The sequence below is a fragment of the Microcoleus sp. AT9b-C3 genome (assembly GCF_036705485.1).
GTDB lineage: Bacteria > Cyanobacteriota > Cyanobacteriia > Cyanobacteriales > Microcoleaceae > Microcoleus.
Genome location: NZ_JAUBUR010000001.1, coordinates 325,299 through 350,111, shown reverse-complemented (window position 1 = coordinate 350,111; position 24,813 = coordinate 325,299). Strand labels below are relative to the sequence as shown.

Genomic DNA, 24,813 nt, shown 5'->3' with positions numbered 1-24,813 from the left:
GCTCGACTCTTGTGTTTCTACAACTGGTTCGGATTCTGGTTGAGAATGCTCGATCGACTCTACGGTTTCTGAAACTTGCAGATTTTCGACTATCGGTTCTGGTTGAGAATAGTCGCTCGACTCTTGTGTTTCTACAACTGGTTCGGATTCTGGTTGAGAATGCTCGATCGACTCTACGGTTTCTGAAACTTCTACATTTTCGACAATCGGTTTTGGTGGAGAAGGTTCTATCGGGAGTCTTTCACTTTTGGAAAAAAGATTTTTTACAAAAGTGAGCATTCTGCTTGCTTGTTTAGATATCTGTAGCGAGTAAGATGATCGGGTTCCTGTGACACCCAAACTGAGATGCTTCCCTCCACTCAAATCTACGGTTTCTGCAACTGGTTCTAATTCTGGTTGAGGATGTTCTATCAACTCTACGGTTTCTGCAACTGGTTCTAATTCTGGTTGAGGATGTTCTCTTAACTCTACGGTTTCTGCAACTGGTTCTAATTCTGGTTGAGGATGTTCTCTCAACTCTACGGTTTCTGCAACTGGTTCTGATTCTGGTTGAGGATGTTCTCTCAACTCTACGGTTTCTGTAACTGGTTCTGATTCTGGTTGAGGATGTTCTATCAACTCTACGGTTTCTGCAACTGGTTCCGATGCTGAATGAGAATCATAGAGAGACTCTTGCCTATCTGAAACTTGCAGATTTTCGACAATCGGTTGCGATTCGGATTGATGAGAATCCGCGATCGACTCTTGAGTTTCTGCCGCTTCTTGCAGATTTCGATCGACCTCCGGTTCGCTGTGCACCAGATTTTCCGGTTTCTTTTCAGCCGCTGTCAACCTTAAAAACACATCTTCCAAACTAGCCCGATTGCGGCGCATTTCGCAGAGTCCGAATCCAGAGGCGAGGATAGCTGTGGCAATTTCTCGTCCGGGTTCTATGTCCGGTTCGCACAATGCCCGCAGGCGGTAGCGACCCACTAAAAATTGATTGCTTGGAATCAATTCCACCGATCGAACTCCCCGCAAGTTTCCCAAAGAAGGCAACAGCAGACTGTTTACCAAATCCCCTTCGCCTTCAACTTCGAGTTCGTAGCCCTCTCCGGCGGCCAACTCTCCCATCAAATTTTCGGGACTACCCGCAGCGACGATTTTTCCGCGATTGATGATGGTAACGCGGTTGCAAGTCATGCTGACTTCCGGCAGAATGTGCGTGGAAAGGATGATTGTGTGCTGGCCGCCAAGACTTTTGATTAAATTGCGGACTTCGATGATTTGTCGGGGGTCGAGGCCGACGGTTGGTTCGTCTAAGATAATGACCGGCGGATCGTGGACGATCGCCTGGGCGATACCGACGCGCTGCCGAAATCCTTTAGAAAGCTTGCGGATTAAAACTTTGCGTTTATCAACCAGGCCGCAGCGTTCGATCGCGGAGGTAACTCGTCGCGCGCGATCGCCCGCAGGTACTTGCTTGATCCGGGCGACAAAAAACAGAAACCCTTCCACAGTCATTTCTGGATACAGTGGCGGGTTTTCCGGCAGATAGCCGATGCGCTGTCTGACGGCCATCGAGTTTTCGTGAACATCCATGCCGGCGATGCGGGCCGTACCGCTGGATGCCGGCAAATATCCCGACAAAATCCGCATGGTTGTGGTTTTGCCCGCGCCGTTAGGCCCCAAAAAACCGAGAATTTCTCCTGATTCGACCGAAAAAGACACGTCCGCGATCGCTGCGGTCGAACCGTAAGTTTTGCTTAAGTGTTCTACTTCAATCATTTGTCAGAAGTCATGTGGATTTTAGATTTTAGATTTTAGATTTTAGATTGACTCCGCCGAGTGCAGAGTCCCCCCAGCACAGCGCGTCGATCGAATTTATGGCGAAATTTTTAATTTGATTTTGTCTTCCAGTGTAGTCTGGCAAGAACCAAATCTATCATAAGGGTCGATCGGACTGTCAACTACCCAGCATCAAGCGGAGTACCGCTATGATGTGGGCTTGTATCTGAACTCCACCGCAATTCCGAAAACCTTTGTAGGATTTGGGCTTTGGTTTCACCGCTCGATACATCAGGGGATGCTGACAAGCTCCCCGTGCTCATCCAGTCTTGCCGGACAAGCAACGCTCTCATTGCAATATTTCGCGCACCCACCAAATCAGCGTGTAACTCATGACTACAACATTCGCATCGAAACAATAGTCCTTTGTTTGGTCTATTAGCATCCGAACTATGTCCACATTTAGGACAACTTTTCGATGTGTCATGAGCCGGAACTTTAGTTGCTAACGAACCATTTAGATTGGCTTTGTAGTCGATATACCCGTGCAATTCGGCATAAGACCATTTAGCTTTATTTCGATTAGCTCTACGTCTCTTTTTGCTTGCCTTCCTGCCCGATTTCCTCCTAGTCCTGTCCCGTATTCCGGTGAGGTTTTCTAGTCCAATTAGGGTGTTAGGTTTGGCAATATCCTTACTGATCAGGTGGTTGACATCAGCGATAAACCGTCTTTCTTTCCCAGACAAAGCGATTAGTCTTCGCTTCGCTGAACGAGTGTCTTTACGCTGAAGAGTCATCCGTGCTTTATGGTAGCGGTTAGCTTTATGTCTAGCATTCTTCCCTGAGTAGAATTTAGCCTTATTTTGCAAGTCTATTTCCACCGCTAAGTAGCGCATACCCACGTCAACACCAGAGACTCTAGTTATTTTCAGTGGGTCACTCTTAGGCGTTTCTATTTCGATACTTACCATCAGATAGTAGATCTTGGAGGAACGCTGATAGACAATTTTAGCCGCTCCAATCCTGGCACCATTAGCAATTAAATCTAAATGCTTATTGTAACCATCATACGAGACCACTATTCGACCTTGGAGAGTGATGATACTCACTTGCCTCTCGGCTTTAAAAGAGTAGTCACGTTGATAATTTAGGGTACAAGTTCGAGATATATATTTGGGGGCTTTGTCTAGCCCTTTATACCGTCTCTTCGTGTAGCCTTTAGCAATAGCATCGTTAGATTGTTTTACCTTAGTCCACAGAGTCTTATAGGTTCCAGACACTTGTCTGGGTACATTGCAAGCCATTTGCGCTCCCAGCCCAAATCGAACCCGCAATTCGTTGTAGACCGCTTTCTGTAACTTAGCACCATTGCTGGTTTTGCCTGCATCAAAAGCAACTTGTGAAGTGTAATTCAAGGCATCTCGGTAGGCTAAAGCAGTCTGAGACACCAAAGCTTTTTGCTCGGCAGTCAGTTTTAGTTTTAGCTTGGCGGTGATTACTTGGGACATTATTTTCACGAACTTTGGTATTATTGTATCTCGTGAAGATAGTAAAAACAACGGGCAGGATCAGGAATCTGTTCGTTCTTCGACCACCCCTTCCCTTCCAACATCTAAAGATTGTCGGTTTTGGTCAGGGGTGGATCTCTTCACTCACGCGCATTCCTTCCGACGCTCACGCCCTGCGGTAGAGCGCGGCACTCCTGCTGTCTAGTTGAAGCAAAATGCTAGGTAGTAGGGTGCGGCGCGGGGAAATGATTAGCCGATGTACATCGAATCGCTACCAACCGACGCACCCTACCAGTAGGTTCTGTGCCTAACCAAACCCTCAACTAGCTGCCTTCGATGTTGTTAGGCGCTGTTTCTAGGTTGATATCGGCATTAAAAACAATCACAAATTGAGCCTTGGGGATTAACTGCCAGACGATCCGCAGATAGCCGTCAGCATCGGAATGCCTGAAAAAGTGGGCCACAGTGATTCGCTGCATATTGGGAAGCAGGCGAACAACCAACCACCTGTTAAGGCGCTGTTTGTAGGGCATAATTAAGTTTGTCTCCATTCAGTGTTGGAGCCAAAGCCAGTTCAATGCTTGTCTAGGGCGCGGACTGGCTTTTGACCTTTGTTAGACTTTGTGTCTATCTCTAGGTTATGGCACGAACTACATATAGTCAACTGAATAAATAGAATCAACTGAACTAAGTACGGGACAGATAATGACGCTGGGGCAAAAGCTAAGAGAAAGACGTGAAAGTCTAGGTTTGACTCGAATACAAGTGGCAAGAGCGTGTAATGTGGTGGAATCGACAGTCATCAACTGGGAAACCGACAGACACGTCCCCAAGCTATACCCAGCACAGATGAAAGCCCTGTGCGACTTATTGAAGTTCTCGATCGAAGATTTAGTCGTGTAGTTTCGGGAGTTAAGATAAAGTAGGTCGGACAATCGCGCTTTTTTGCAGAGAGGGCGATCGCTTTCTATTTGGATTACTGCTGCTGAAATTGAGCTAACAACCAAGCACCTACCTGCGCTTGATCTTCAGTGCGACTCCGCCGCAAAGCCTCTGCCAACAAAGCAATAGTTAATCCCGGCAAAACTTCCGATCGCACAAGCCGCCGACTGCCATTATCAGCAATAATCGCAAAAGCAATAATTTGAGATTTATGCACGTCTACTACCCAATATTCAGCGACTTTTAACTCTTCGTAAAGCAACCGTTTTTCACCAATATCATCAGCCAAAGTTGAGTCAGCAACTTCTATGACCAAATCTGGCGGTGGGGTAACGTCAAGACTTGCGATCGAACTTCCCCTCGGTGCTAATTGCGCTCTTTCTCCAATATAGTAAGATACATCCGGTTGACACTCTCGCACTCCTGTTTTCCGGTAGCTACAGTTATCCAATCCGTTAAGAGAAATACCTTTGATAGTACAAAATAAGTTAATTGCGAAAAGTGCGATCGCATTATCTCGTGAATGGTCTGGCCCTACTGACATAGTTTCAATCCTCATTTGTCCGTTGCGATAGTAGCATTTGGCTTTACTGTAAGCAGGGTCATCTGCCATCGCTATGAACTCTTCCCAGGTTGCTACTACCCAGGTGTCTGTAGGCAATTTAGTCTTTAGTCCACTCATTTTTTTATCCCAAATATCTCGATCGTATAACACCACTCAATCAAATGCAAACCCTGTTCTCTCTTCTCCTCCTCTGCGCCCTCTGCGCCCTCTGCGGTTAAATAAAAAAATCTCAACTCCTTTTCCAAATCTTAATTTCCCCCAACCAACCAGCACTAACAATAGTCTTCCCATCCGCGCTAATCGCCACAGCGCTAACGTAGCCAGCATGACCGCTCAAATTACCTCTCAATTCGCCCGATCGCACATCCCAAAGTCTGATACTCTTATCCCAACTCCCAGTAACCAGCGTAGTGCCATCCCGACTGAATGCCACAGACCAAACTCCATCGGTATGCCCGCTTAAACGCCGAATTAACTGCCCGTTTCCAACATTCCACAAACCGATTGTACCGTTGCTATTTCCCGCCGCTAAACTCTTGCCGTCGGCAGTAAAAGCTAGTGACAAAACAGACAAGTTTTTGCCGCCAATCGTGCGAATTGCTTGACCGCTAGCTAAATTCCAGAACCTAATTGAACCGTCTTTGCTGCCGCTAGCTAAAGTTTTGTTGTCGGGACTAATTGCAACAGCATTCACCAACCCAGAATGCCCGGTCAAAGTCCGCAGTAATTTCCCCGTTTTCGGGTTCCAAATCTTAATCGTTTTGTCCCAACTGCCACTGGCTACAAATTGACCATCAGGACTAACAGCAACGCTCGAAACTGCATTGGAATGCCCGCTCAAAGTGCGTAAAACCGCGCCAGTTTCTAAATTCCAAATTTTCACAGTTTTGTCGTCGCTGCCGCTAGCTAACACCTTGCCATCCGCACTCGCGGCCAATGCGTTTACTGCTTCCGTGTGACCTTGCAGGGTAGTTTTTAATTGCCCGCTGGGAAAATTCCAAACTGAGATTGTGCCGTTGCTATTTCCTGTAGTAAAATAAGCTGGAGCTAGGGCAAGGGAACTGACAACTTCCGAAGGCCCTTTGAGGGTATTTGTGGCAGCAAAGGCGATCGCACTTGCGGGCGTGCGGGGCGCATTATTCGCCGGAGTTTTTGGGTTCCCGGCAGTAGGAGATTGGGGAACGACTGGCAGCGAAATAGTCGATCGCCATTTCATGAAAGTATTGATTTCTATTCCCGCAGCCACGATTTTATCGGAGTTTTCCTCTAACCTAACAATGCCGTTAATTGCGACAACTCGCCCTGCATCGTCGAGTACCGGGCCCCCACTCATGCCCGCTCTCACTAAGTTGTTGTATACCAAAGTATAGCCGTTCCAAGGAGTTTGGCGGCCGGTAAGCTGACCTTCCGTGGCGATGAAAATCGGCTGTCTCAGAGAACCGCCGGATATCGGCCAGCCGGCTACATAAGCCTTGTTTCCCTTAGTTGCTGCAGAATTGGCTAATTTAGCCAGGGGGTAGCTTTGAGTGCTGCTGAAGGGCACGACGGCTAAATCCATCCCTGGCACTCGCCGCACGAGGCTATAGTATACAGAGTGAGCTTTGCCGTCGGGAGTTACGACCTCGTAATCGCCTGCTTTATCGACAACGTGCCAGTTTGTGAGAATATAGTATGTGCTGCCCTGTTTTTCTAAAATTACTCCAGAACCGCCTTTTGTCCCCTGGATGCGAACAGTAATTTGTTGGGCAACGGTTTTAACTTTGTCGGCGGTTAATGCGAGGGAAATTTGAGGTGATGTCAGTGGGATGAGGGCGATCGAACTCAGGGCGATCGTAGCACTCAAAATAGCCGGAATTGTTCTGCTGTAGTTCATGATTGTGTCAATTTAACTCCTCGCTCCTGTTGTCCCCCGCTATAACTGTACCCAGTTTAGCGGCGGGATGAAAGGCAGGGAGATTGTAGGTACGGAAATCTCCAAATCTTTATCTTTGTAGCTGTTTTACTGGAATGTGTATAATACAGTAAGGAGGCAATGAGATGCTGCATACTGCTATCAAGGTTCGACTTTATCCAACATTAGAGCAACAAGCCATACTGTCTCAGCACTTTGGCTGTGCCAGATGGTGGTGGAACTATGCTCTAAACAAGTCAATTGAGACTTACAAAGAAACGGGTAAAAGCCTTGGTCAGTCAGCACTCAATGCCTTTTTACCAAAACTCAAGAAAGCCGAAGAAACACTTTGGTTGTCTGAATGCTATAGCCAAGTTTTGCAAGCAGCAACGCTCAACCTCACAACCGCCTATAAAAACTTTTTTGCAGGTGGTGCTAGGTTCCCGCGCTACAAGTCAAAGCATGGTAAGCAATCGATTCAATATCCTCAAAATGTCAAGGTACTTGACGGGTTTGTTCAGTTTCCTGGCAAGGTCGGCAAAGTTAAAGCCAAGTTGCACAGGAACATAGAAGGAACAATCAAAACCGTTACGGTTAGTTTAAATCCTTCTGGGAAATACTTTGCCTCAATATTGACGGAGAGTGAAGGCGACAATCCGACTGTTTCAACGGAAGGAAAAGTAATTGGGATTGACTTGGGATTGACTCATTTTGCTATTACGAGCAATGGCTGCAAAGTCTCTAAGTATGATAACCCTAAGCATCTCGCCAAACACGAGAAAAACCTCAAACGCAAGCAACAAAAGCTAGCTAAAAAACAGAAAGGAAGTAATTCAAGGAACAAAGCCAAAAAGACTGTAGCTAAAGTGTACGAACGGGTAAGTAAATCCCGTCAGGATTTTCTACATAAGCTTTCACGAAAGCTCGTCAACGAAAACCAAGTTGTCGTAGTAGAGAATCTTAATGTCAAAGGCATGGTACGCAATCACAATTTAGCTAAAGCCATATCTGATGTGGGATGGGGAATCTTTATCAATTTCCTAGCTTACAAGCTAGAAAAAAAAGGTGGCAAGTTGGTTGAGATTGACCGCTGGTTCCCCAGCTCCAAGCTCTGCTCTAATTGCTATTACCAGATTGATAAGTTACCGCTTGATGTTAGGGAGTGGACTTGTCCTAATTGCGGTACTCGTCATGACCGTGATGGTAACGCCGCAATAAACATTAGAGCGGAAGGCATCAGGATAGTACAGACGGATGGAACAGCCGTTTTTGCTAACGGAGGGGAAGTAAGACCAAAGATTGGACGCAAGTCTGTTCTGAGGCATTCCTCTGTGATGTTAGAAGCCCACACTATAATCGTTTCGATTTAGTGTGGGTAGTTCACCATACCCACATATCAACTGACGCATAACTTTTCCGGTTTGTGGCATCTTGACGGTTGACAACGCCAAAATGCCTGCGCGACGATCGAACTTTCGACATTCGCACAAGCCTCACAATATTTGACACAGCCCTCTGGCTAGCAGAAAAATTTAGAATTGGGAACCACAAATAGACTCAACCATAGCAACTGGCTTATCTCTATTTTTTTGTTGGCAAACGATAAATTTAGCCATACGCTGCTCGGAAAATTCCCCATTAGCCATCCAGCCGAGGGGTGCGCCTGCGATCGCGCCTACTGCTAAACCAGTGAGGAGGCTCCAAACAAGATGCTTTCTGGCGATCACGTTGTGTTCCATAAAAATTTATCCTAAACACTTAGCCTTAGTAAAAATAGCAGAAATAAAAATTACTTTCTTCCTCCTATTTACTTATTTCCTAAGAAGTAACCCATACTAAGTAGGGTGCGCAATGCGCACCTTACTCATCACTAACCATAACTAAGTAGGGTGCGCAATGCGCACCTTACTACTCATCACTAACCATAACTAAGTAGGGTGCGCAATGCGCACCTTACCCACTAAGTAGGGTGCGGAAATTTATGCTAAATCAAACAGCAAAAATTCAGCATCGGCCGTAGCTTCAATCGCCAATTCAGACTCACCGCTAACCGCCGCAGCGTCGCCATTTTTCAAAGGCAAACCGTTGAGCAAAACCGAGCCGCGAGCAACTTGCACCCAAGCGTGGCGATTCGGCTGCAAAGCATGAGAAACCCGCGAGTCTTTATCCAAAACAGCCGCATACAAATCCACATCTTGATGCACTTTCACAGCACCATCTCTCGCATCTCGTGCCGCCACTAAACGCAGTTTTCCGTGCCTTTCTGCTAGGGGAAACTCCCGCTGTTCGTAACTCGGAGCCAAACCCTGTGTATCAGGTAACAGCCAGATTTGCAGCAAATGAACCGGGTCTGTTTGCGAGTTATTGAACTCGCTGTGCTTGATCCCCGTACCTGCACTCATCCGCTGTACTTCACCGGGTTTAATCACTGCACCAGTACCCAAACTGTCCTTATGTTCTAATGCTCCTTCTAATACATAAGTAATGATTTCCATGTCGCTGTGCCCGTGAGTGCCGAAACCTCTGCCAGGGCTAACGAAATCCTCATTAATTACCCGCAAAGATCGAAAATTCATATAATTTGGATCGTAATAGCCGGCAAAAGAAAATGTGTGGTAACTGTCGAGCCAACCGTGATTTGCGTGTCCTCTTGCTTCACTTTTTCTGACGGTAATCATTTTCTGAATCCTCAGTGAAATTTATCGGGTATTTCTTTGATGTTTTTATTTTAAACCGAGTCAAGCTATTATGGATAGTACGCACTTAAAAGTGCGGTACTTACCAAAAAGATACTATGCAAGTCCAAGAAGCAAAGGTCGATCGAGCAAATTGCCCTGTAGAACGCACTCTAGAGGTGATTGGCGGGCGCTGGAAAGTCTTGATTCTGCGGGAGTTGTTTCAAGGAGTGAAGCGTTTTAACGAGCTGCAACGAGCTGTCAATGGCATTACTCAGAAGATGCTGACGCAGCAACTGCGGGAAATGGAGTCAGACGCGATCGTGCACCGGGAAATTTACCTGCAAGTGCCGCCAAAAGTTGAATATTCGCTAACGCCTTTGGGCGAAAGTCTCAAACCGATTATTAATGCCATGCACGAATGGGGAATTCAGCATATTAGCGAAGATGGAAAATGAGCGGTTTGTAGATGTTTTTTTTCCGTCTTCCGACAGATTTCAAATTTTCAACCTAGTTCAAGAATAATAATATGAACAACATAGAGCGTCTCGCCACCCTCAACCGCATCCGCAAACTCAGCCGCCTGATGGATACCGCCATTGGCATCCCCGGCACTAAATTTCGCATCGGCTTAGACCCCATTATCGGTTTAGTTCCGGGTGCTGGGGATATCGTAGATACCGCGTTTTCCGCCTACCTAATTTATTTAGCAACTCGATTCAACATTCCCCAAAAAACTCTAGGGAAAATGATTTACAATATCGGTCTAGAAGCCGTCGTTGGTTCAGTACCTTTAGTCGGAGATATCTTCGATGCTTTTTATAAATCAAACATGAGAAATCTGGCGCTTTTAGAAGCACACCTCGAAGAAGCTGAACCAGAACTAGCCGCAGTTGCCGAACCTGTTCCTCAATCTATTAAATTGTAGGTACGAATTTCACAAACAATAATTGTAAATAACCAACAATCTCTCAAGCTCGCCCCCATTAAACGAAAAATCAGAATGTAGATTTTCCGCATTCGATTCAAATTTAATGTTGATGTGGGTTATCTGTTGTGGGGGGCGGGTTTATCTAGATTGTTGGTACTCGTCCGATATTATTCGTAAAACTCGCCCTTACGAAATAATCACTGATGTCGTTTAGCCGCTTCCACCAAAGCAATAACATCTTCTTCTCTAGTATTAAAAGCCGTTACCAGTCTAACAGTACATTCATCCCACCGATAAAACAGAAAACCCTCAGCTAAAACCGATGTAATTACAGATTCGGGAAGTTGAATAAAAATCTCGTTGGCTTCAACCCGATGGCAAAACTTCGCTCCCTCAACTTCCGCCAAACCTTGGGCTAATTTGGCTGCCATACTATTGGCATGAGCCGCATTTTTAAGCCACAAATCATCAGTTATATACGCTTCCAACTGCGCCGACAAAAACCGCATTTTCGAGAAAAGATGCCCGCTGCGCTTGCGGTAAAAAGGGAAAGTCTTTGCTAATTCTCGATTAAAAAAAACCACAGCTTCCGCACCCATCGCGCCGTTTTTTGTCGCTCCAAACGAGAGAATATCCACACCGGCGCGCCAAGTGACATCAGCCGGAGAACAGCCCAAACTGACAACAGCATTGGCAAAGCGAGCTCCATCCATGTGCAGGTGCAAATTGTGAGCGCGCACCACTTCCGAAATGTGGGAAATTTCCGCTGGATTGTAGACTGTCCCGGCTTCCGTTGCTTGAGTGATGCTGACGGCTGCGGGCTGTACGTGGTGGACGACACCTGCACCAGCGCGATCGAGTATTTTTCCTAAAGTCTCTGCCTCTATTTTACCATGATTTCCTGTTAGTGTCACTAACTTTGCACCGCCTGTAAAAAACTCTGGGGCGCCGCATTCATCCCGATTAATATGAGAGTCGGCGTGACAGTAAACAGCCCCGTAAGGAGGAGTAACAACCGCCAGGGCCAGAGCATTAGCAGCCGAACCTGTTGCTACAGGAAAAACAGTCACCGATGTCTCGAACAAATCCGAAAATTTAACTTGCAAACGCTGCGTATATTCATCATCTCCGTAAGACATCACAGCACCGCAATTAGCTGCTGCAATCGCAGCCATAATCTCCGGCGAAACCCCGGTTGCATTGTCGCTACAAAAATTCATTAGAATAATTGGTAAATAGAATCTATAATATAACTCAATCCTCAGCAGTCAACACTCAAGCATTAAACCAAGAGGCAGAATTATGGCAGAATACCGCCAAATAGAATACCGCATCGGCAAAGACGGCAAAATTACCGAAACCGTCCTCAATGCCACTGGTTCGAGTTGCACTGAAACCACCGCTGGAATTGAAAAAGCCCTCGGAAAAATAGAATCTCAAGACTTGCTGCCAGAATACTACGAAGGCGAAGAAAATTTGACCGTTGAACAAACGCAGACTTTAAAACAAGTTTAGAAGAGTTAAAGATGTTTGAGATCCTCGGTGCAACAGTTGATGTAACAACAGTGCCTGCCTTCAGCTTCGCGCTGGCTGTCGGGGGCATTTTTCTCATTTTAGTCTACCTTTATGCTGCATCTGAGGCGGGAGATGCGATCGAGTTTAAGTACGATAAAATTCTGCGGGAACGCATGAATCAGCTAGACATTCTCGATTGGCAAGACTTAGGCGAAAAAGCAGGCTTAAGTCGCTTTGGAGTGCGCTTAGTGCGGCAGGGAGACGTGGGAAAACTCACGCTAGACCAACTGAGACGGCTGGCAACAGTGCTGAATTTGAATTTCCAAGAGTTCGATCGCACTTTGCTCGCACTGCCCATATCCGCTACAATCACAACTGATCCCAGCGAAATAGAAGAATTGAGGCAGCAGTGTTTCCGGCTGCGAGAAGAATTGCAGCAGCAAAAAGCTCAACTAACTGCCGATTTTCGCCGCGCTACCTTTGAACAGTTGCAAACTTTGTTAACCAACTATCCCGCCGCCCGCAAAATGGCAGAAGCCAAGCCGGATATGCCCGCCAAAAATCTCTCAGCTTTGTTTACTCCCTTAGAAAATCTTTTGTCAACTTGGGATTTTGAAATGATTGGTTCTGCGTGGGAACAAACTGCTTACAATCCGCAGTTGCACCAGCCGGATGTTGAGGATATAACCGAAGGAGAATTAGTTTATATTCGGTTTGTCGGATATCGCGAGGGAGAGCGAATTCTTACTCCTGCTAAAGTTAGTCGTACCCTTCCAGCGGGAATGAAAAATTAAGTAAGGTGCGCACTGCGCACCCTACAATTATAGTAGATGCGTCGAGGAATCTCAAGTTAACTGCATCGTTCCAGCGACATAAAAAACTTAATCTAAAATCTAAAATTGACATGACTACAGTTGCCATTGACTTCGGCACCAGCAATACGGTTGTTTGCATTCTTAACCCGGATACGAAAACACCAGAAACTTTGAGATTGGGCGACATCTCCCGGATTTTCCAAACTAATAGTTTGAGCGGAGATGTTCGAGAAATCTCTGTAGTGCCGACTTTAGTTTTTGTAAAAAATGCGGGAGAGTTAATATTGGGAGAAAAAGTGCGATCGCAGCGTTTGGGGCAAGCCCAGCCAGACCGTTTTTTTAAAGCTTTTAAACGCAATTTAGCCGCCGACTTTCAGCCCCCACCCCGCAATCTTGATGGCGAAACCTACACGTCAGAATCAGTAGCCGAACAGTTTATCAAAACTATTTGGAAACAGTTGTATATACAAAATATACAGCCAGACAAAGTAATTTTTACAGTCCCAGTTGGAGCATTTGAGCGATATCTAGATTGGTTTCGCGACTTAGGAGAAAGTTTGGGAGTTGCGGAAGTTCAGGTAATAGATGAATCCACAGCCGCCGCCCTGGGATATGCAGTACAACGCCCCGGCTCTTTAGTTTTAGTAGTGGATTTTGGCGGCGGAACTTTAGATTTAAGTTTAGTTCGCACTGCCCCACCTTCCTCAGTCAAAAATAGCAAATCTCAAAGTCCAAATTTAATGCGTGCCGAAGTGTTGGCAAAATCTGATGCTTATGTAGGCGGCGAAGATATTGATATCTGGATTGTGGAAGATTATTTGCGGCAAATTGGTTCGTCGCGGGCAGAAGTCGGCCCAGTTGGCTGGCAAAACTTATTAGAAATAGCGGAAAAATTAAAAATTCAACTTTCTCAAGTTAATGAGGCGAAGGAAAGCTGGTTCGACGATGAAAATTTTATGTCTTACGACTTGCAGCTAAACCGAGACAAGCTTGAGGAAATTCTGGAATCTAGGCAGTTGTTAGAACAGTTGCGGGAAACTTTAGATGAAGTGCTGAGTATTGCACTAGGAAAAGGTATCGGCAAAGCAGATATCGAACAGGTTTTGCTGGTAGGAGGAACTTCTTTAATTCCGGCTGTATCTAATTTAGTGGTTTCGTATTTTGGGCGACAAAAAGTCCAAAGAAATAAACCTTTTGAAGCAGTGGTACACGGTGCTTTAGGGTTGACACAATTGGTCTGTGTTGACGATTATTTGCGGCACAGCTATGCAATTCGCCTCTGGGAACCTTATGCTAAAGCTTATGATTATTCGCCGATATTTAGCAAGGAAATGAAGTATCCCTGTCAAAGTTCCGAAGAGTTGACGCTGCAAGTGGCAATTGAAGGGCAAAGGGAAATTCGGTTAGATATTGGGGAAGTTGCGGAGGTATCGCAAGCGGAGGTTATTTTTAACGAAAAAGGGCAAATGACGAGCAGTTTTCTCAACAAAAAAACGGAGTTTCGGTCTCTGGAAAGCCATCACCAGCAGGTTTGTGTGGCGCATTTGAACCCGCCTGGGGTATTGGGAATTGACAGGGTTTCGGTGAGTTTTGAGGTGGATGAGAGGCGGGTTTTGTTGGCTACGGTGCGGGATTTGGTGACTGGTAAGGTGTTGGTGGAAAAAGGGGCGATCGCCAAACTGCAATAATGATACAATAGAATACAGAAGGATTTCACAAATGGCATACAGCGATTTTACTACGATTTCAAAAGTGCGATCGGCTTTTAACCTCACCGTTGATGAAAAAACCGTGTTGTTTGCTGATGTAGAGGCGATCGTACCTAGTGACTATCTCAAAACAACTTTAACAGAATACATCCCCCTTGCCACCGCGATTAATACGGAAAAAGCGCGATCGGAATTAATTATTGCACCCATCTTACTAGAAGTGCGACGCATCTTAAACTTCCAAATCGGCTTTTTTTCCGGTACAGAATTTAACGCCGATGCCAAAAGCGGACTTAATGGCTATTGCGACTATATCCTCACCGCCTCCAGCGATTTGTATGAAATTCGCACACCAGTTATCACTTTAGTAGAAGCGAAAAACGAAAACATTAAAAGCGGACTCGGACAGTGCATCGCTGAAATGCTGGGAGCCCAGCTATTTAACCAGCAGCAAAATGATGAGATTGAGGCGATTTACGGCTGCGTTACTACGGGGAATGCTTGGAAATTTCTTAAATTAGTAAATCAAACAGTCTTTATCGATTTGACCGACTACTATATCAAGGAAGTTGACAAAATTCTCGGAATTATCGCAAAACCTTTACGCAAAAGTTAATTTAATCAAATTTATGCCGCCATGAAAAAGCAACAAAATAAATTCAGCCACCTGACGGCCATCGAAAGAATTTACCTGTCATTTCCAGCCAGATTTTTATTGGATAAAAACTTGCTGCAAGGGAAAATCTTAGATTTTGGGTGCGGCTGGGGCAGCGATGTGAAATTGTTGCAGCAAAAAGGCTTCGATATTACGGGTTATGACCCTTATTATTTCCCGGAATTCCCCGAAGATAAATTCGACACAATCATTTGCTTTTATGTTTTGAATGTTTTGTTTCCTGAAGAACAAGCTAATGTTCTGATGGAAGTGTCGCACCTGTTGAAACCGGGAGGGAATGCGTATTTTGCGGTGAGAAGGGATATTAAAAAAGAAGGCTTTCGCGAACATTATGTCCACAAAAAACCTACATATCAGTGCATTGTCAAACTTCCATTTAAGGCAGTTCACCTAGATGAGTCTTGCGAAATTTACAAATACGTGCATTACAACCATCAACGAAATTCTACTAATAACTGCATATTCTGCAATCCGTATAAAAACCTAATTTTGCTAACTGAATCAGCAACAGCTTATGCGATGTTTGACGGTTATCCCGCCAGCAAGGGTCATGTTTTAATCATCCCTAAGCGTCACGTTGCTAATTATTTTGAACTGCCATTTCGAGAGCAATCGGCTTGCTGGTTTATGGCTAATAAGGTACAAGAAATGTTAAGTAAAGAGTTTCAGCCAGACGGTTTTAATGTGGGAATCAATATTAATAAACAGGCTGGTCAAAGTCGCAGTCACGCGGCTATTCATGTTATCCCCCGTTACAAGGGCGATGCGACTGGGAATAAAGGTGGAATTAGGTATGTGATTCCGAAGAGTGAAAAATAAAAGTTAGCCAATTGTGAAAGGAATTATTTTTTACCGCAGAGGCGCAGAGAACACAGAGGAATAGAGAAGAGAGGAATTCATAATTTTTGTAAGGATTGTTATATTTGAGCAAACGGCGAGGAAAATAGAGTTAAAATGTGTTCGCAAGGTCTAAAACTACACATTAGCAGCAATTTGGTGTTCTGTTTATGTCTAAGCGCAAAAAGCAAGAATGGCTCAAGGAAACTCTAGAACTCAAAGAAGACCACAATTGGAAGTCAAAGCCTGGAACTCGAATTTTTGTAGCAGGAAGAGGTGCAGTCCGCTTTGATGTCCCGGAAGATTGGCATTTTGAACCGGATACTAACTCGTTCCGGTTTACGGATAAAAAGCCGCCGGATGATGATTGTCGTTTGGAGGTTTCGTTTAATTTGCTACCACCTAATAATTGGGCAGATTTTCCGCTGGTGCCGCTATTACAGAAGCTGGTTGAAGAGGATACGCGAAATCCGATCGCTCCTGGGGACATTATCCAACTGAAGCGGCAAACTGCTCGCATTGTTTGGACTGAATTTAAGTTTATCGACCCTCCAGAACAGCGGGAAGCTTATTCGCGAATTTGTATTGGGTTGGGTTCTAATGTTCAGTGTTTGATTACTTTTGATTACTGGGTTGATGATGCTGAACGTTTGACTCCTGTCTGGGATACGGTGATGGATTCGTTAGTTCTGGGTTTGTTTATTAGCGACCCTCGAACGGGGTTCGCACGTCCAGACTAGACCGATTTTCTGGGAAACTTTCAACAACTACTTTTGCTAAGTGTTGGATTGGCAAGCCACCAGTCAGTAAATTTAGAACCTACCTTAAACTTTACAACCGCTTTGCCATGAAAATATCTGGCTTGCCAATTCCGTTCGCGTCGGGCATCACTCCCACGATCGCAAAACCCATTTTTTGATAAAATTCGTAGGGATGACCGCGCAAATTTCTAATTTTGGCGACGTGTTCCCAAACGTTAGGATAAAGATTGATGCCTGAAAGAGTTGTTTGATTGTCTTCGTCGTCGGTACCTACCCACAGCACGAGCCCTCCCCGGTTTTTAGCTTCTGCTGCTAAATCAGCTACGAGCGATCGACCAATTCCTTGTCCGCGAAATTCTGTTCTCACTACCAGCGGGTGCAGTTCCCAAACATTACCGTCATACTGTTTAATCCCGCCAATCCATCCCAAAACTTGATTGTTGTCGCCGACAGCAATTCGACTGATGCGATCCGGTTCCAAAGATTCTTGCACTTCTTGCAAAGCAGAATTTAGATCGGGCCAAGCATCGGGCCAATGCTCTTTAAAACCTTCAACTATTAATCTAGCTACCTGTTGAATTTTTGGTTCGTCAACCGCACGCAAATCTGTAATTTGTACGTTCATGAATTTACATACTAAATCAAGGATTACGGACTAATACGCTCATCAACGGGATTTTATAACCGGGGTAAGCGGCAAAAACGAAATATTATTCATAGCCTTCAGGCTCTTTATGTTCCCAAAGCGAAAAGTTATTATTGAAAATTTGCGTGAAGCGAAGCTATCCCGCAGGGAATCGCCCGATCGACAATTCGCCGCAAAATACTAACACAAGTGCCGTACAATTATCCCACCATCCGGCATCAACCAACCTGCTAACCCCATGCTTTGCGATTACCTGGTACAAATCCTCACCGCCCGCGTCTACGATGTTGCTCAAGAAACAGCCCTAGAATCCGCCCCGAATCTATCAGCACGGCTCAACAATAAACTTTTGCTGAAGCGAGAGGATATGCAGTCGGTATTTTCCTTCAAGCTGCGGGGGGCGTACAACAAAATGGCGCAACTGTCGCCGGATTTGCTAGCACAAGGTGTCATTGCAGCTTCCGCCGGCAATCACGCCCAAGGAGTCGCCCTCGCCGCCCGCCACCTGGGAACTCGCGCGATCATAGTCATGCCCGTAACGACGCCGCAGGTAAAGGTAAATGCGGTGATAGCCCGTGGTGGAGAGGTAGTCTTGCATGGGGATGCTTACGATGATGCTTACGCTTTTGCGCGTCAATTAGAGGCCCAAAAAGGTATGACTTTTATTCACCCTTTTGATGACCCCTACGTGATTGCTGGACAGGGTACGATCGGCATGGAAATTCTGCGGCAACATCAAAAACCAATTCACGCGATTTTTGTGGCAATTGGTGGCGGTGGATTGATTTCGGGAATTGCGGCCTATGTCAAGCGGTTGCGGCCGGAAATTAAAATTATTGGCGTCGAACCGGTGGATTCTGATGCAATGAATCAATCGCTGAAAGCGGGTAAACGGGTGCGTTTGTCGCAGGTGGGTTTATTTGCTGATGGCGTTGCTGTGCGGGAAGTGGGGGAGGAAACTTTTCGGTTGTGTCAGGAGTATGTGGATGAGATTATTTTGGTGCATACGGATGATGTTTGCGCGGCGATTAAGGATGTTTTTGAAGATACGCGATCGATCTTAGAACCTGCTGGCGCTTTGGCGATCGCAGGTGCGAAAGCTTACGTGGAACGGGAACAAATCGCAGGACAAACATTAATTGCTGTTGCTTGTGGCGCGAACATGAATTTCGATCGGCTGCGTTTTGTAGCAGAAAGAGCCGAGTTTGGCGAACGCCGCGAAGCCATTTTCGCAGTCACAATTCCCGAACAACCGGGAAGTCTCCGCAGGTTTTGCGAATGTCTAGGGAAACGCAATTTAACTGAATTTAGCTATCGAATTGCGGATGAGAAAGAGGCACATATTTTTATCGGTGTACAAATTCAAAACCGTGCCGATGCGGTGAAGATAGCGGCAAGTTTTGAAGATTGTGGCTTCAAGACTTTGGATTTAACTGATGATGAATTAACGAAATTGCACGTGCGGCATATGGTGGGCGGGCGTTCGATGCTTGCCGATCATGAATTGTTTTATCGCTTTGAATTTCCTGAACGTCCGGGTGCGTTGATGAAGTTTGTCGGTTCGATGAGCCCTAACTGGAATATTAGCGTTTTTCACTATCGAAATAACGGGGCTGATTACGGGCGAATTGTGGTGGGAATTCAGGTGCCGCCGGATGAGATGCAGGAATGGCAGGCTTTTTTGGATACGCTGGGCTATCAGTATGGGGATGAGAGTCAGAATCCGGCGTATAAGTTGTTTTTGAGGTAGGGGTTTTTGGGAAAGGGCGATCGTCCAAAATGATCGCCTTTCGTCGATACAATCGGTAAAGAAGTCTAGCAAGGAAAATGCCAGAGTATGACACTCCGGGAAGAACTAATCAGCGAGATTGAGCAAGCCTCAGATGATGTACTTGAGGTGCTATTGAGTTTTTTGCGTCAGACGCGCTTGTCGAAATCGGAGGGTTTTCGGGCGATCGATTTAGCTGAGATTTCGAGTGCTGGATTGACAGCGCAAAAGCATTATCCTCTGCGCGGGATGCCGTTGGTAATTGCCGAGGATTTTGATGAGCCCATGTCAGATTTATGGGATGCGCTGGGTACATGAATTCTGGTGGAGATTAACGCTTCAGCTCAATATCGAACTCAAGCCTAGAACGATAAAAGTGAACGTCAAATTCTAAGAAGAAATTTGTCTGTCCCAGAATCAATGATACGCTGTCACTTTTTGCCCAAGCAAATACTAATCTTACCGGAGCCAACTCCCCTATTTCAGCCATGAAAAATACTGGCATCGCTGGTTGATTACCAACGTTACCAGCCAGTCGAATGATGGCTTTGCTATCATCCCAAACTAAGCCAAGCTGAATTCCTATTTGGTAAGGCAATACATTCACGGTTGCACCGCTATCTACTAACCCAACAACTTCGACTCCCTGGTTATTGTGGTGCAGAATCAAGGGAATGCGGGGTAGGCTATCAAACTCATCTTGAGAGGGGTCATTGGTAGAGTATTGAAATCGCATAATACTCAGTTTTCGTTGTGATTAGCCAGATTCATTGCCTGCATCAAAGCTGCACCAGCACCAAAAGTATCGTAGGGTGTTGGTAGGTAGTAAATCTTGTAAGGTTCCAAAGGGGAAATATCCTCAATGATATCTTCTTCCGCCATTAGAATGCGGATTAACTCTCGTTTCTCGATCGCAGACAGTTGTCTAATTGTAGGGAGTAATTCTGTTAGTGTCATCAGTTGTTTTCCTACGATGCGTCTATGTTAAGGGTAGCAGGTTAACGTAGTAATTGCAACTTCCAGGGGAGTTTTACAAAGATAGGCGCGATCGTATCTTAGTTGCGATCGCGCTGTGGTATGATATTCCGTAGTGTTTTATTCGGCAAGATTTGAGCAATCATTAAAGTACGCAATGAGTGCTTCACCAACAGCTTTTGTAACTCCACCAGCTACCACTGATTTTGCTGCCCATCCGAAAACAGGAACAAAATCAAGGACTGAGTGTGCAAGTTTACTGCCAATGAGTGGAGCCGCAATTGTAGCAAATACTGCCCCAGCTTGAGTTTTATCCATATCAACATCAAAAATTGACCCGACTTGGATAACCATTGTTACATCGCCTCCAGTCATTAGATAATGAGAACCTGGAATCCAAGCCACACTTGCAAATCCCAAAGCCCATTTATTGATAGCCGAGCGTGCTTGTTCTCTCGCTTGTCTTTTGTTGGATGCTGCCATAATGATAACTAATAACCTTTTTTGGGTTTAAATTACCTCAAAAAGCTTTTGAGCTTTGCAAATTCAAGCTTAGGTTTATTTTTTTCTATGATAGACCGCTCTAGTCAAACTCAACAGCAGAAAAAGTTGGAAAAAGTTGGAACTTCCAAAAATTGAGATCCAAGGTGCAAAAAGTTGGAAAAAGTTGGAAAAAGTTTGCTATAGTAACTAAAATTCTCTCACCATCCCACCTATGGACAGTCCTCAGATATTGCAATTTGTCGATGAAGCTGTCTATACCAACACAGGTAAACGTCTAAATAACTTGCAGCGAAAAATTATTTCGGGAATACTGAATCGTCAAAGATATGCGGAGGTTGCAGAAACTTATGGTTATAGCTCCCAGCACGTTAAAAAGGCTAGTCACGAGCTTTTACAAATGTTATCTGAAGTGTTTGGCGAACAAGTGAAAAAAAGTAATCTTGAATCCGTTATAGAAAGACAGATAAATCAGAATATAACTCTTGGCAAGAATAATACATTTCAAAATAACAGAATTAGCTACGTCAATAATTGTTCTACTCCCTCTACTCCTACCCCAGATATAAGTCAGCCGGAAACTGCCGACTTGCAGCAGAAAAGCAAAAATCAAACTAAGATTGAAACAATAGATAAATTACGGCACTTTGGTTTGAGCGACGAGCAAATTGCAGAAGCGCTAGATATACCTTTAGAGCAGGTTAAGCAGGTGGACTTCGAGGAGTAAATCTGTGCTATCTCCGAATTTTACTGGATCGGGCGATTCCCTGCGGGATAGCTTCGATTCACGCTCTTAGTTGTTTTGTTACAATGATTGGAGGTTGCCTTGTTGAATAAAATAAAATATCCCCAGATTTTTTAAGCTATGAATACAAAACTCATTGAATCCTTAGTACAAATCATCCAGACACTCTCAGAAGAGGAGCAATTGCTAATAAAAGCAAAACTATTTAATAACATCCCCTATCCTTCTACTGTGGAAATAACCCAGTTAGCCCAAAGCGGAAGAGCATTTCAATTCCTTGACGACGAACCTGATATTTACACCCTTGAAGATGGAGAGCCAATTTAGTGAAGCTAAAAAAAGGAGATATTGTTTTCTCCCACATTCCGCAGGTCTTTAAACAGAATTGATGGTTATAAATTTGAAAAATTTAAGCCTGAAGTGATTGCTGGCCAATCACTTCAGGCTTTTTGAGTTAAAATGAACTCATCGCGGGTCAAAGAGGAAAAAACCATGAATGAGCCCAAAGAACCCATAAAAGTCGTAAATTTAGACCATCTAGGAATAGTAGCAAGCATAATAGACAAGATGGAATTAGTAGAAGAAGTCAACTTTCATAGTAGGAATAACAACCCAAGAAATTCTCAGCCCAGGACAAGTCATGAAAGCAATGATTTTAAATGGACTAGGATTTTTAAGCGCCATTATACATATTCGAGCAATTTTTTGTAAAAAAATCAACATCCTATCTAATAGGAAAGGGAATACTACCTGAACATCTAGACGACGATAGATTCGGAAGAGCACTCGACCAATATTATCAAGTAGGAACCACAAAACTCTTCACAAAAATCGCCATCAAAGCCACAAGCGATCGCCCGCCATCCCATCCGCGTCCATCCGCGTCCATCCGCCTACATCTGCGGTCAAAAAAAGAACCATCGCCCCTCAAAAAAATAAGGTGGGCCGCAGCCCACCTTACTCAAATTATTTGGCAGTCACTAACTGTGCCGGCAGCCGCTTAAACGCCAACCTTTCATTCTCGATATCCACAAAAATGGTATCGCCGTCAGCAAAATCTCCCCGCAAAATACCCTTAGCCATTTGCGTTTCCAACTCGCGTTGAATTCCCCGCTTCAAAGGCCGCGCACCGTAAACCGGATCGTAACCTATTTCTGCTAAGAAGTCGATCGCAGATTCCGACAATTTCAGAGACATTTTGCGATCGGCTAACCGTTTTTCCAAGCGCTTAACTTGCAACAGCACAATCTGCCGCAGTTCCGTCTTACTCAAACCGTGGAAGATAATCATCTCATCAATCCGGTTCAAGAATTCGGGGCGGAAAGTTCCGCGCATCGCTTCCATCACCCGACTCCGCATTTGTTCGTTATCTCCCGCCACATCTAAGATGTATTGAGAGCCAACATTCGATGTCATAATAATCACAGAATTCTTAAAGTCTACCGTGTGACCTTGAGCATCGGTAACGCGGCCGTCATCCAGAATTTGCAGCATGATGTTGAATACATCCGGGTGCGCTTTCTCAATTTCATCGAATAGAATCACGGAGTAAGGACGGCGGCGCACAGCCTCAGTTAATTGTCCGCCTTCGTCGTAGCCGACGTATCCCGGAGGCGCACCAATTAACCGCGAAACCGCGTGTTTCTCCATGTATTCCGACATATCAATTCGCACGATCGCCTCTTCCGTGTCGAACAGATAAGACGCTAATGCTTTAGCTAACTCAGTTTTACCAACACCCGTGGGGCCGAGGAAGATAAAACTCGCAACCGGACGATTGGGATCGGCTAAACCTGCGCGCGATCGCTGAATTGCATCTGCAACCGCCGTCACCGCTTCATCCTGTCCGATTACCCGCTTGTGCAGTTCATCTTCCAAGTGCAGAAGTTTCTGCATTTCCGATTCAACCAACTTGCTGATCGGAATTCCCGTCCACTTGGAAATAATCTCCGCAATGTCACCTTCTGTAACTTCTTCCCGCAGCAGAGTTTGACCTGTGGTTTGAGTTGCTGTCAGTTGAGTTTCCGCTTCTTGCAGTTGTTTTTGCAACTGAGTTAACGTGCCGTATTTCAACTCAGCAGCGCGGTTCAGGTCATATTTTAATTCAGCTTGCTGAATTTCAATATTCACCTTATCAATCTGTTCTTTAATCTTTTGAATGCTGCCGATGACACCTTTTTCCGATTGCCACTGGGCATTCAAACCGTTTTGCTGTTCCTTGAGGTTGGCTAAGTCTTTTTCCAGTCTTTCCAAACGTTCGATCGAAGCAGAGTTACTTTCTTTTTGCAGCGACAGTCTTTCCATTTCTAGCTGCAAAATCCTGCGATCGATTTCGTCTAGTTCTTCCGGCTTGGAGGTAATCTCCATTTTGAGTTTAGCGGCTGCTTCGTCCACTAAGTCAATGGCTTTGTCTGGAAGGAAGCGATCGCTAATATATCGAGTAGACAAAGTAGCCGCGGCCACTAGGGCGCTGTCAGAAATTTTAACGCCGTGGTGAACTTCGTACCGTTCTTTCAAGCCCCGCAAAATCGAGACAGTATCTTCAACTGTCGGTTGGTCAACATAAACTTGTTGAAAACGGCGTTCTAGTGCCGCATCTTTTTCGAGGTACTTGCGGAATTCGTCGAGAGTTGTAGCGCCGATACAGCGCAATTCTCCCCTCGCTAACATCGGTTTAAGTAAGTTGCCAGCATCCATCGATCCTTGAGTGGCGCCGGCACCGACAACGGTGTGAATTTCATCGATAAATAAGATGACTTTGCCGTTGCTGTCGGTAACTTCTTTGAGCACCGCTTTCAAGCGTTCTTCAAATTCTCCCCGGAATTTTGCACCTGCAATTAACGCGCCCATATCTAGGCTAATTAATTGTCTGTCTTTGAGAGATTGTGGCACATCTCCGGTGATAATTCGCTGGGCGAGTCCTTCGGCGATCGCAGTTTTGCCGACTCCCGGTTCCCCAATCAATACCGGATTATTTTTGGTGCGACGGCTCAAAATTTGAATCGTGCGGCGGATTTCGTCATCCCGTCCGATTACCGGATCGAGTTTGCCTTGACGCGCTGCTTCTGTCAAATCTCGGCCGTATTTTTCCAGCGCTTCGTATTTGCCTTCGGGATTTTGATCGGTCACTTTGTTCTTCCCCCGAACTTGGGTAATGATATCTTTGAGCTTGGCTTCATCTAGTTTAAATTCTTGTAGTAGATTTCTGCCAAAACGATCGTCCTTAACGTAACCTAGTATCAAATGCTCGATCGAAATAAATTCATCGCCGTACTCTTTGCGATAAGTTTCGGCGCGATCGAGCAAAGTGTCGAGAGAACGACCTAGATAAACGTTGCCGCCGCTTCCAGTGATTTTGGGCTGACGACTGATAAACTCATCAGTGCGATCGCGCAATTTTGCTACAGAAACTCCAGCTTTGTTAAACAAGCTGCTAGCCAGTCCCGATTCTTGTTCCAGCAAAGCTTTCATCAAGTGTTCGCTTTCTAGCTGCTGCTGCTGACCTGCTTTGACGATTTCGGGGGTGCGCGCGAGGGCTTCCCAGGCTTTTTCTGTAAATTGGTTTGGATTATTCGGTTGCATAAAT

The 24,813-nt window shown here is 45.2% G+C and carries 27 protein-coding genes and 1 pseudogene; 15 read left to right on the top strand and 13 right to left on the bottom strand.

All coding sequences use genetic code 11. From position 1 onward, the window contains the following. The 3 genes from QUB77_RS31630 to QUB77_RS01460 form a co-directional block, all read right to left on the bottom strand. Nucleotides 1–1,767 (bottom strand): ATP-binding cassette domain-containing protein (locus tag QUB77_RS31630; RefSeq protein WP_445251703.1); only part of this gene is annotated, 1,767 nt, incomplete at its 3' end. 182 nt (nucleotides 1,768–1,949) lie between these two features. Beyond that, on the bottom strand, nucleotides 1,950–3,275 hold the full coding sequence (locus QUB77_RS01465; RefSeq protein WP_333169834.1) for a transposase: 1,326 nt from the start codon (nucleotides 3,273–3,275) through the stop codon (nucleotides 1,950–1,952). A 323-nt stretch (nucleotides 3,276–3,598) separates the two neighbouring features. Then, nucleotides 3,599–3,826 (bottom strand): hypothetical protein, encoded by a 228-nt coding sequence (locus tag QUB77_RS01460; protein ID WP_333169832.1) that lies wholly within the window; start codon nucleotides 3,824–3,826, stop codon nucleotides 3,599–3,601. A gap of 154 nt (nucleotides 3,827–3,980) precedes the next feature. Here QUB77_RS01460 and QUB77_RS01455 point away from each other — a divergent pair, with 154 nt between their 5' ends. After that, entirely contained in the window at nucleotides 3,981–4,178 is a 198-nt protein-coding gene (locus QUB77_RS01455; RefSeq protein WP_332970604.1) for a helix-turn-helix transcriptional regulator, read from the top strand. Between the two features lie 73 nt (nucleotides 4,179–4,251). Here the strand turns inward: QUB77_RS01455 and QUB77_RS01450 are convergent, their stop codons facing one another. Beyond that, on the bottom strand, nucleotides 4,252–4,899 hold the full coding sequence (locus QUB77_RS01450) for a Uma2 family endonuclease (RefSeq protein WP_333169830.1): 648 nt from the start codon (nucleotides 4,897–4,899) through the stop codon (nucleotides 4,252–4,254). A gap of 112 nt (nucleotides 4,900–5,011) precedes the next feature. Next, nucleotides 5,012–6,655 (bottom strand): trypsin-like peptidase domain-containing protein, encoded by a 1,644-nt coding sequence (locus QUB77_RS01445; protein ID WP_333169828.1) that lies wholly within the window; start codon nucleotides 6,653–6,655, stop codon nucleotides 5,012–5,014. A 164-nt stretch (nucleotides 6,656–6,819) separates the two neighbouring features. Here QUB77_RS01445 and QUB77_RS01440 point away from each other — a divergent pair, with 164 nt between their 5' ends. Beyond that, nucleotides 6,820–8,043 (top strand): RNA-guided endonuclease TnpB family protein, encoded by a 1,224-nt coding sequence (locus tag QUB77_RS01440; RefSeq protein WP_333169826.1) that lies wholly within the window; start codon nucleotides 6,820–6,822, stop codon nucleotides 8,041–8,043. Between the two features lie 162 nt (nucleotides 8,044–8,205). Here the strand turns inward: QUB77_RS01440 and QUB77_RS01435 are convergent, their stop codons facing one another. Both QUB77_RS01435 and QUB77_RS01430 read right to left on the bottom strand, forming a co-directional pair. Further along, a complete protein-coding gene (locus tag QUB77_RS01435) occupies nucleotides 8,206–8,412 on the bottom strand; it encodes a hypothetical protein (protein WP_333169823.1) in 207 nt (68 codons plus the stop codon). A gap of 240 nt (nucleotides 8,413–8,652) precedes the next feature. Then, entirely contained in the window at nucleotides 8,653–9,351 is a 699-nt protein-coding gene (locus QUB77_RS01430) for a pirin family protein (protein ID WP_333169822.1), read from the bottom strand. Between the two features lie 116 nt (nucleotides 9,352–9,467). Here QUB77_RS01430 and QUB77_RS01425 point away from each other — a divergent pair, with 116 nt between their 5' ends. Next, nucleotides 9,468–9,806: a helix-turn-helix domain-containing protein gene (locus tag QUB77_RS01425; protein ID WP_333042695.1), complete on the top strand. Its 339-nt coding sequence runs from the start codon at nucleotides 9,468–9,470 to the stop codon at nucleotides 9,804–9,806. Between the two features lie 71 nt (nucleotides 9,807–9,877). Beyond that, nucleotides 9,878–10,276, top strand: a complete 399-nt coding sequence (locus QUB77_RS01420) for a DUF4112 domain-containing protein (protein ID WP_190737102.1) — start codon at nucleotides 9,878–9,880, stop codon at nucleotides 10,274–10,276. Nucleotides 10,277–10,476: 200 nt separating this feature from the next. Here the strand turns inward: QUB77_RS01420 and QUB77_RS01415 are convergent, their stop codons facing one another. Then, complete coding sequence (locus QUB77_RS01415; RefSeq protein ID WP_333169819.1) at nucleotides 10,477–11,499, bottom strand: low specificity L-threonine aldolase; 1,023 nt, start codon at nucleotides 11,497–11,499, stop codon at nucleotides 10,477–10,479. An 82-nt stretch (nucleotides 11,500–11,581) separates the two neighbouring features. Between QUB77_RS01415 and QUB77_RS01410 the strand changes: the two genes are divergently transcribed. The 6 genes from QUB77_RS01410 (at nucleotide 11,582) to QUB77_RS01385 (ending at nucleotide 16,571) form a co-directional block, all read left to right on the top strand. Then, nucleotides 11,582–11,794, top strand: coding sequence for a DUF2997 domain-containing protein (locus QUB77_RS01410; RefSeq protein ID WP_333169818.1), 213 nt, complete (start codon nucleotides 11,582–11,584; stop codon nucleotides 11,792–11,794). 11 nt (nucleotides 11,795–11,805) lie between these two features. Further along, a complete protein-coding gene (locus QUB77_RS01405) occupies nucleotides 11,806–12,588 on the top strand; it encodes an XRE family transcriptional regulator (protein WP_333169816.1) in 783 nt (260 codons plus the stop codon). Nucleotides 12,589–12,698: 110 nt separating this feature from the next. Continuing rightward, on the top strand, nucleotides 12,699–14,297 hold the full coding sequence (locus QUB77_RS01400) for an Hsp70 family protein (RefSeq protein WP_333169814.1): 1,599 nt from the start codon (nucleotides 12,699–12,701) through the stop codon (nucleotides 14,295–14,297). 31 nt (nucleotides 14,298–14,328) lie between these two features. Continuing rightward, the gene (locus tag QUB77_RS01395; protein ID WP_333169812.1) at nucleotides 14,329–14,934 is read left to right on the top strand and encodes a hypothetical protein; all 606 of its coding nucleotides are present in this window, start codon (nucleotides 14,329–14,331) and stop codon (nucleotides 14,932–14,934) included. A 21-nt stretch (nucleotides 14,935–14,955) separates the two neighbouring features. Then, on the top strand, nucleotides 14,956–15,813 hold the full coding sequence (locus tag QUB77_RS01390; protein ID WP_333169811.1) for a bifunctional class I SAM-dependent methyltransferase/HIT family protein: 858 nt from the start codon (nucleotides 14,956–14,958) through the stop codon (nucleotides 15,811–15,813). A gap of 188 nt (nucleotides 15,814–16,001) precedes the next feature. Continuing rightward, entirely contained in the window at nucleotides 16,002–16,571 is a 570-nt protein-coding gene (locus QUB77_RS01385) for a hypothetical protein (protein WP_333169809.1), read from the top strand. Between the two features lie 91 nt (nucleotides 16,572–16,662). Here QUB77_RS01385 and QUB77_RS01380 read toward each other — a convergent pair whose 3' ends face one another. Then, nucleotides 16,663–17,217 carry a GNAT family N-acetyltransferase gene (locus QUB77_RS01380; RefSeq protein WP_333169807.1) on the bottom strand — a complete coding sequence of 185 codons (555 nt, stop codon included), beginning with the start codon at nucleotides 17,215–17,217 and terminating at the stop codon, nucleotides 16,663–16,665. Nucleotides 17,218–17,455: 238 nt separating this feature from the next. On the opposite strand from QUB77_RS01380, the gene ilvA reads away from it, so the two are divergent. Further along, complete coding sequence (gene ilvA, locus QUB77_RS01375; RefSeq protein ID WP_333169949.1) at nucleotides 17,456–18,988, top strand: threonine ammonia-lyase, biosynthetic; 1,533 nt, start codon at nucleotides 17,456–17,458, stop codon at nucleotides 18,986–18,988. 87 nt (nucleotides 18,989–19,075) lie between these two features. After that, nucleotides 19,076–19,324, top strand: a complete 249-nt coding sequence (locus tag QUB77_RS01370) for a hypothetical protein (protein ID WP_333169806.1) — start codon at nucleotides 19,076–19,078, stop codon at nucleotides 19,322–19,324. A 13-nt stretch (nucleotides 19,325–19,337) separates the two neighbouring features. On the opposite strand, the gene QUB77_RS01365 is transcribed toward QUB77_RS01370, so the two are convergent. The 3 genes from QUB77_RS01365 to QUB77_RS01355 form a co-directional block, all read right to left on the bottom strand. Next, nucleotides 19,338–19,742 (bottom strand): hypothetical protein, encoded by a 405-nt coding sequence (locus tag QUB77_RS01365; protein ID WP_333169804.1) that lies wholly within the window; start codon nucleotides 19,740–19,742, stop codon nucleotides 19,338–19,340. A 5-nt stretch (nucleotides 19,743–19,747) separates the two neighbouring features. Continuing rightward, entirely contained in the window at nucleotides 19,748–19,963 is a 216-nt protein-coding gene (locus tag QUB77_RS01360) for a hypothetical protein (protein ID WP_333169802.1), read from the bottom strand. Between the two features lie 138 nt (nucleotides 19,964–20,101). Continuing rightward, complete coding sequence (locus tag QUB77_RS01355; RefSeq protein ID WP_333169800.1) at nucleotides 20,102–20,464, bottom strand: hypothetical protein; 363 nt, start codon at nucleotides 20,462–20,464, stop codon at nucleotides 20,102–20,104. 250 nt (nucleotides 20,465–20,714) lie between these two features. Between QUB77_RS01355 and QUB77_RS01350 the strand changes: the two genes are divergently transcribed. From QUB77_RS01350 to QUB77_RS01340, 3 genes and pseudogenes are all read left to right on the top strand, one after another. Further along, complete coding sequence (locus QUB77_RS01350; RefSeq protein WP_333169798.1) at nucleotides 20,715–21,209, top strand: hypothetical protein; 495 nt, start codon at nucleotides 20,715–20,717, stop codon at nucleotides 21,207–21,209. 138 nt (nucleotides 21,210–21,347) lie between these two features. Continuing rightward, nucleotides 21,348–21,554, top strand: a complete 207-nt coding sequence (locus tag QUB77_RS01345; RefSeq protein ID WP_333169797.1) for a hypothetical protein — start codon at nucleotides 21,348–21,350, stop codon at nucleotides 21,552–21,554. A 313-nt stretch (nucleotides 21,555–21,867) separates the two neighbouring features. Next, nucleotides 21,868–22,003: pseudogene (locus QUB77_RS01340) on the top strand (DUF4277 domain-containing protein); the annotation flags it as partial. A 190-nt stretch (nucleotides 22,004–22,193) separates the two neighbouring features. On the opposite strand, the gene clpB reads toward QUB77_RS01340, so the two are convergent. Continuing rightward, nucleotides 22,194–24,809, bottom strand: coding sequence for an ATP-dependent chaperone ClpB (gene clpB / locus QUB77_RS01330; RefSeq protein WP_333169795.1), 2,616 nt, complete (start codon nucleotides 24,807–24,809; stop codon nucleotides 22,194–22,196). Between the last annotated feature and the right edge of the window lie 4 nt (nucleotides 24,810–24,813).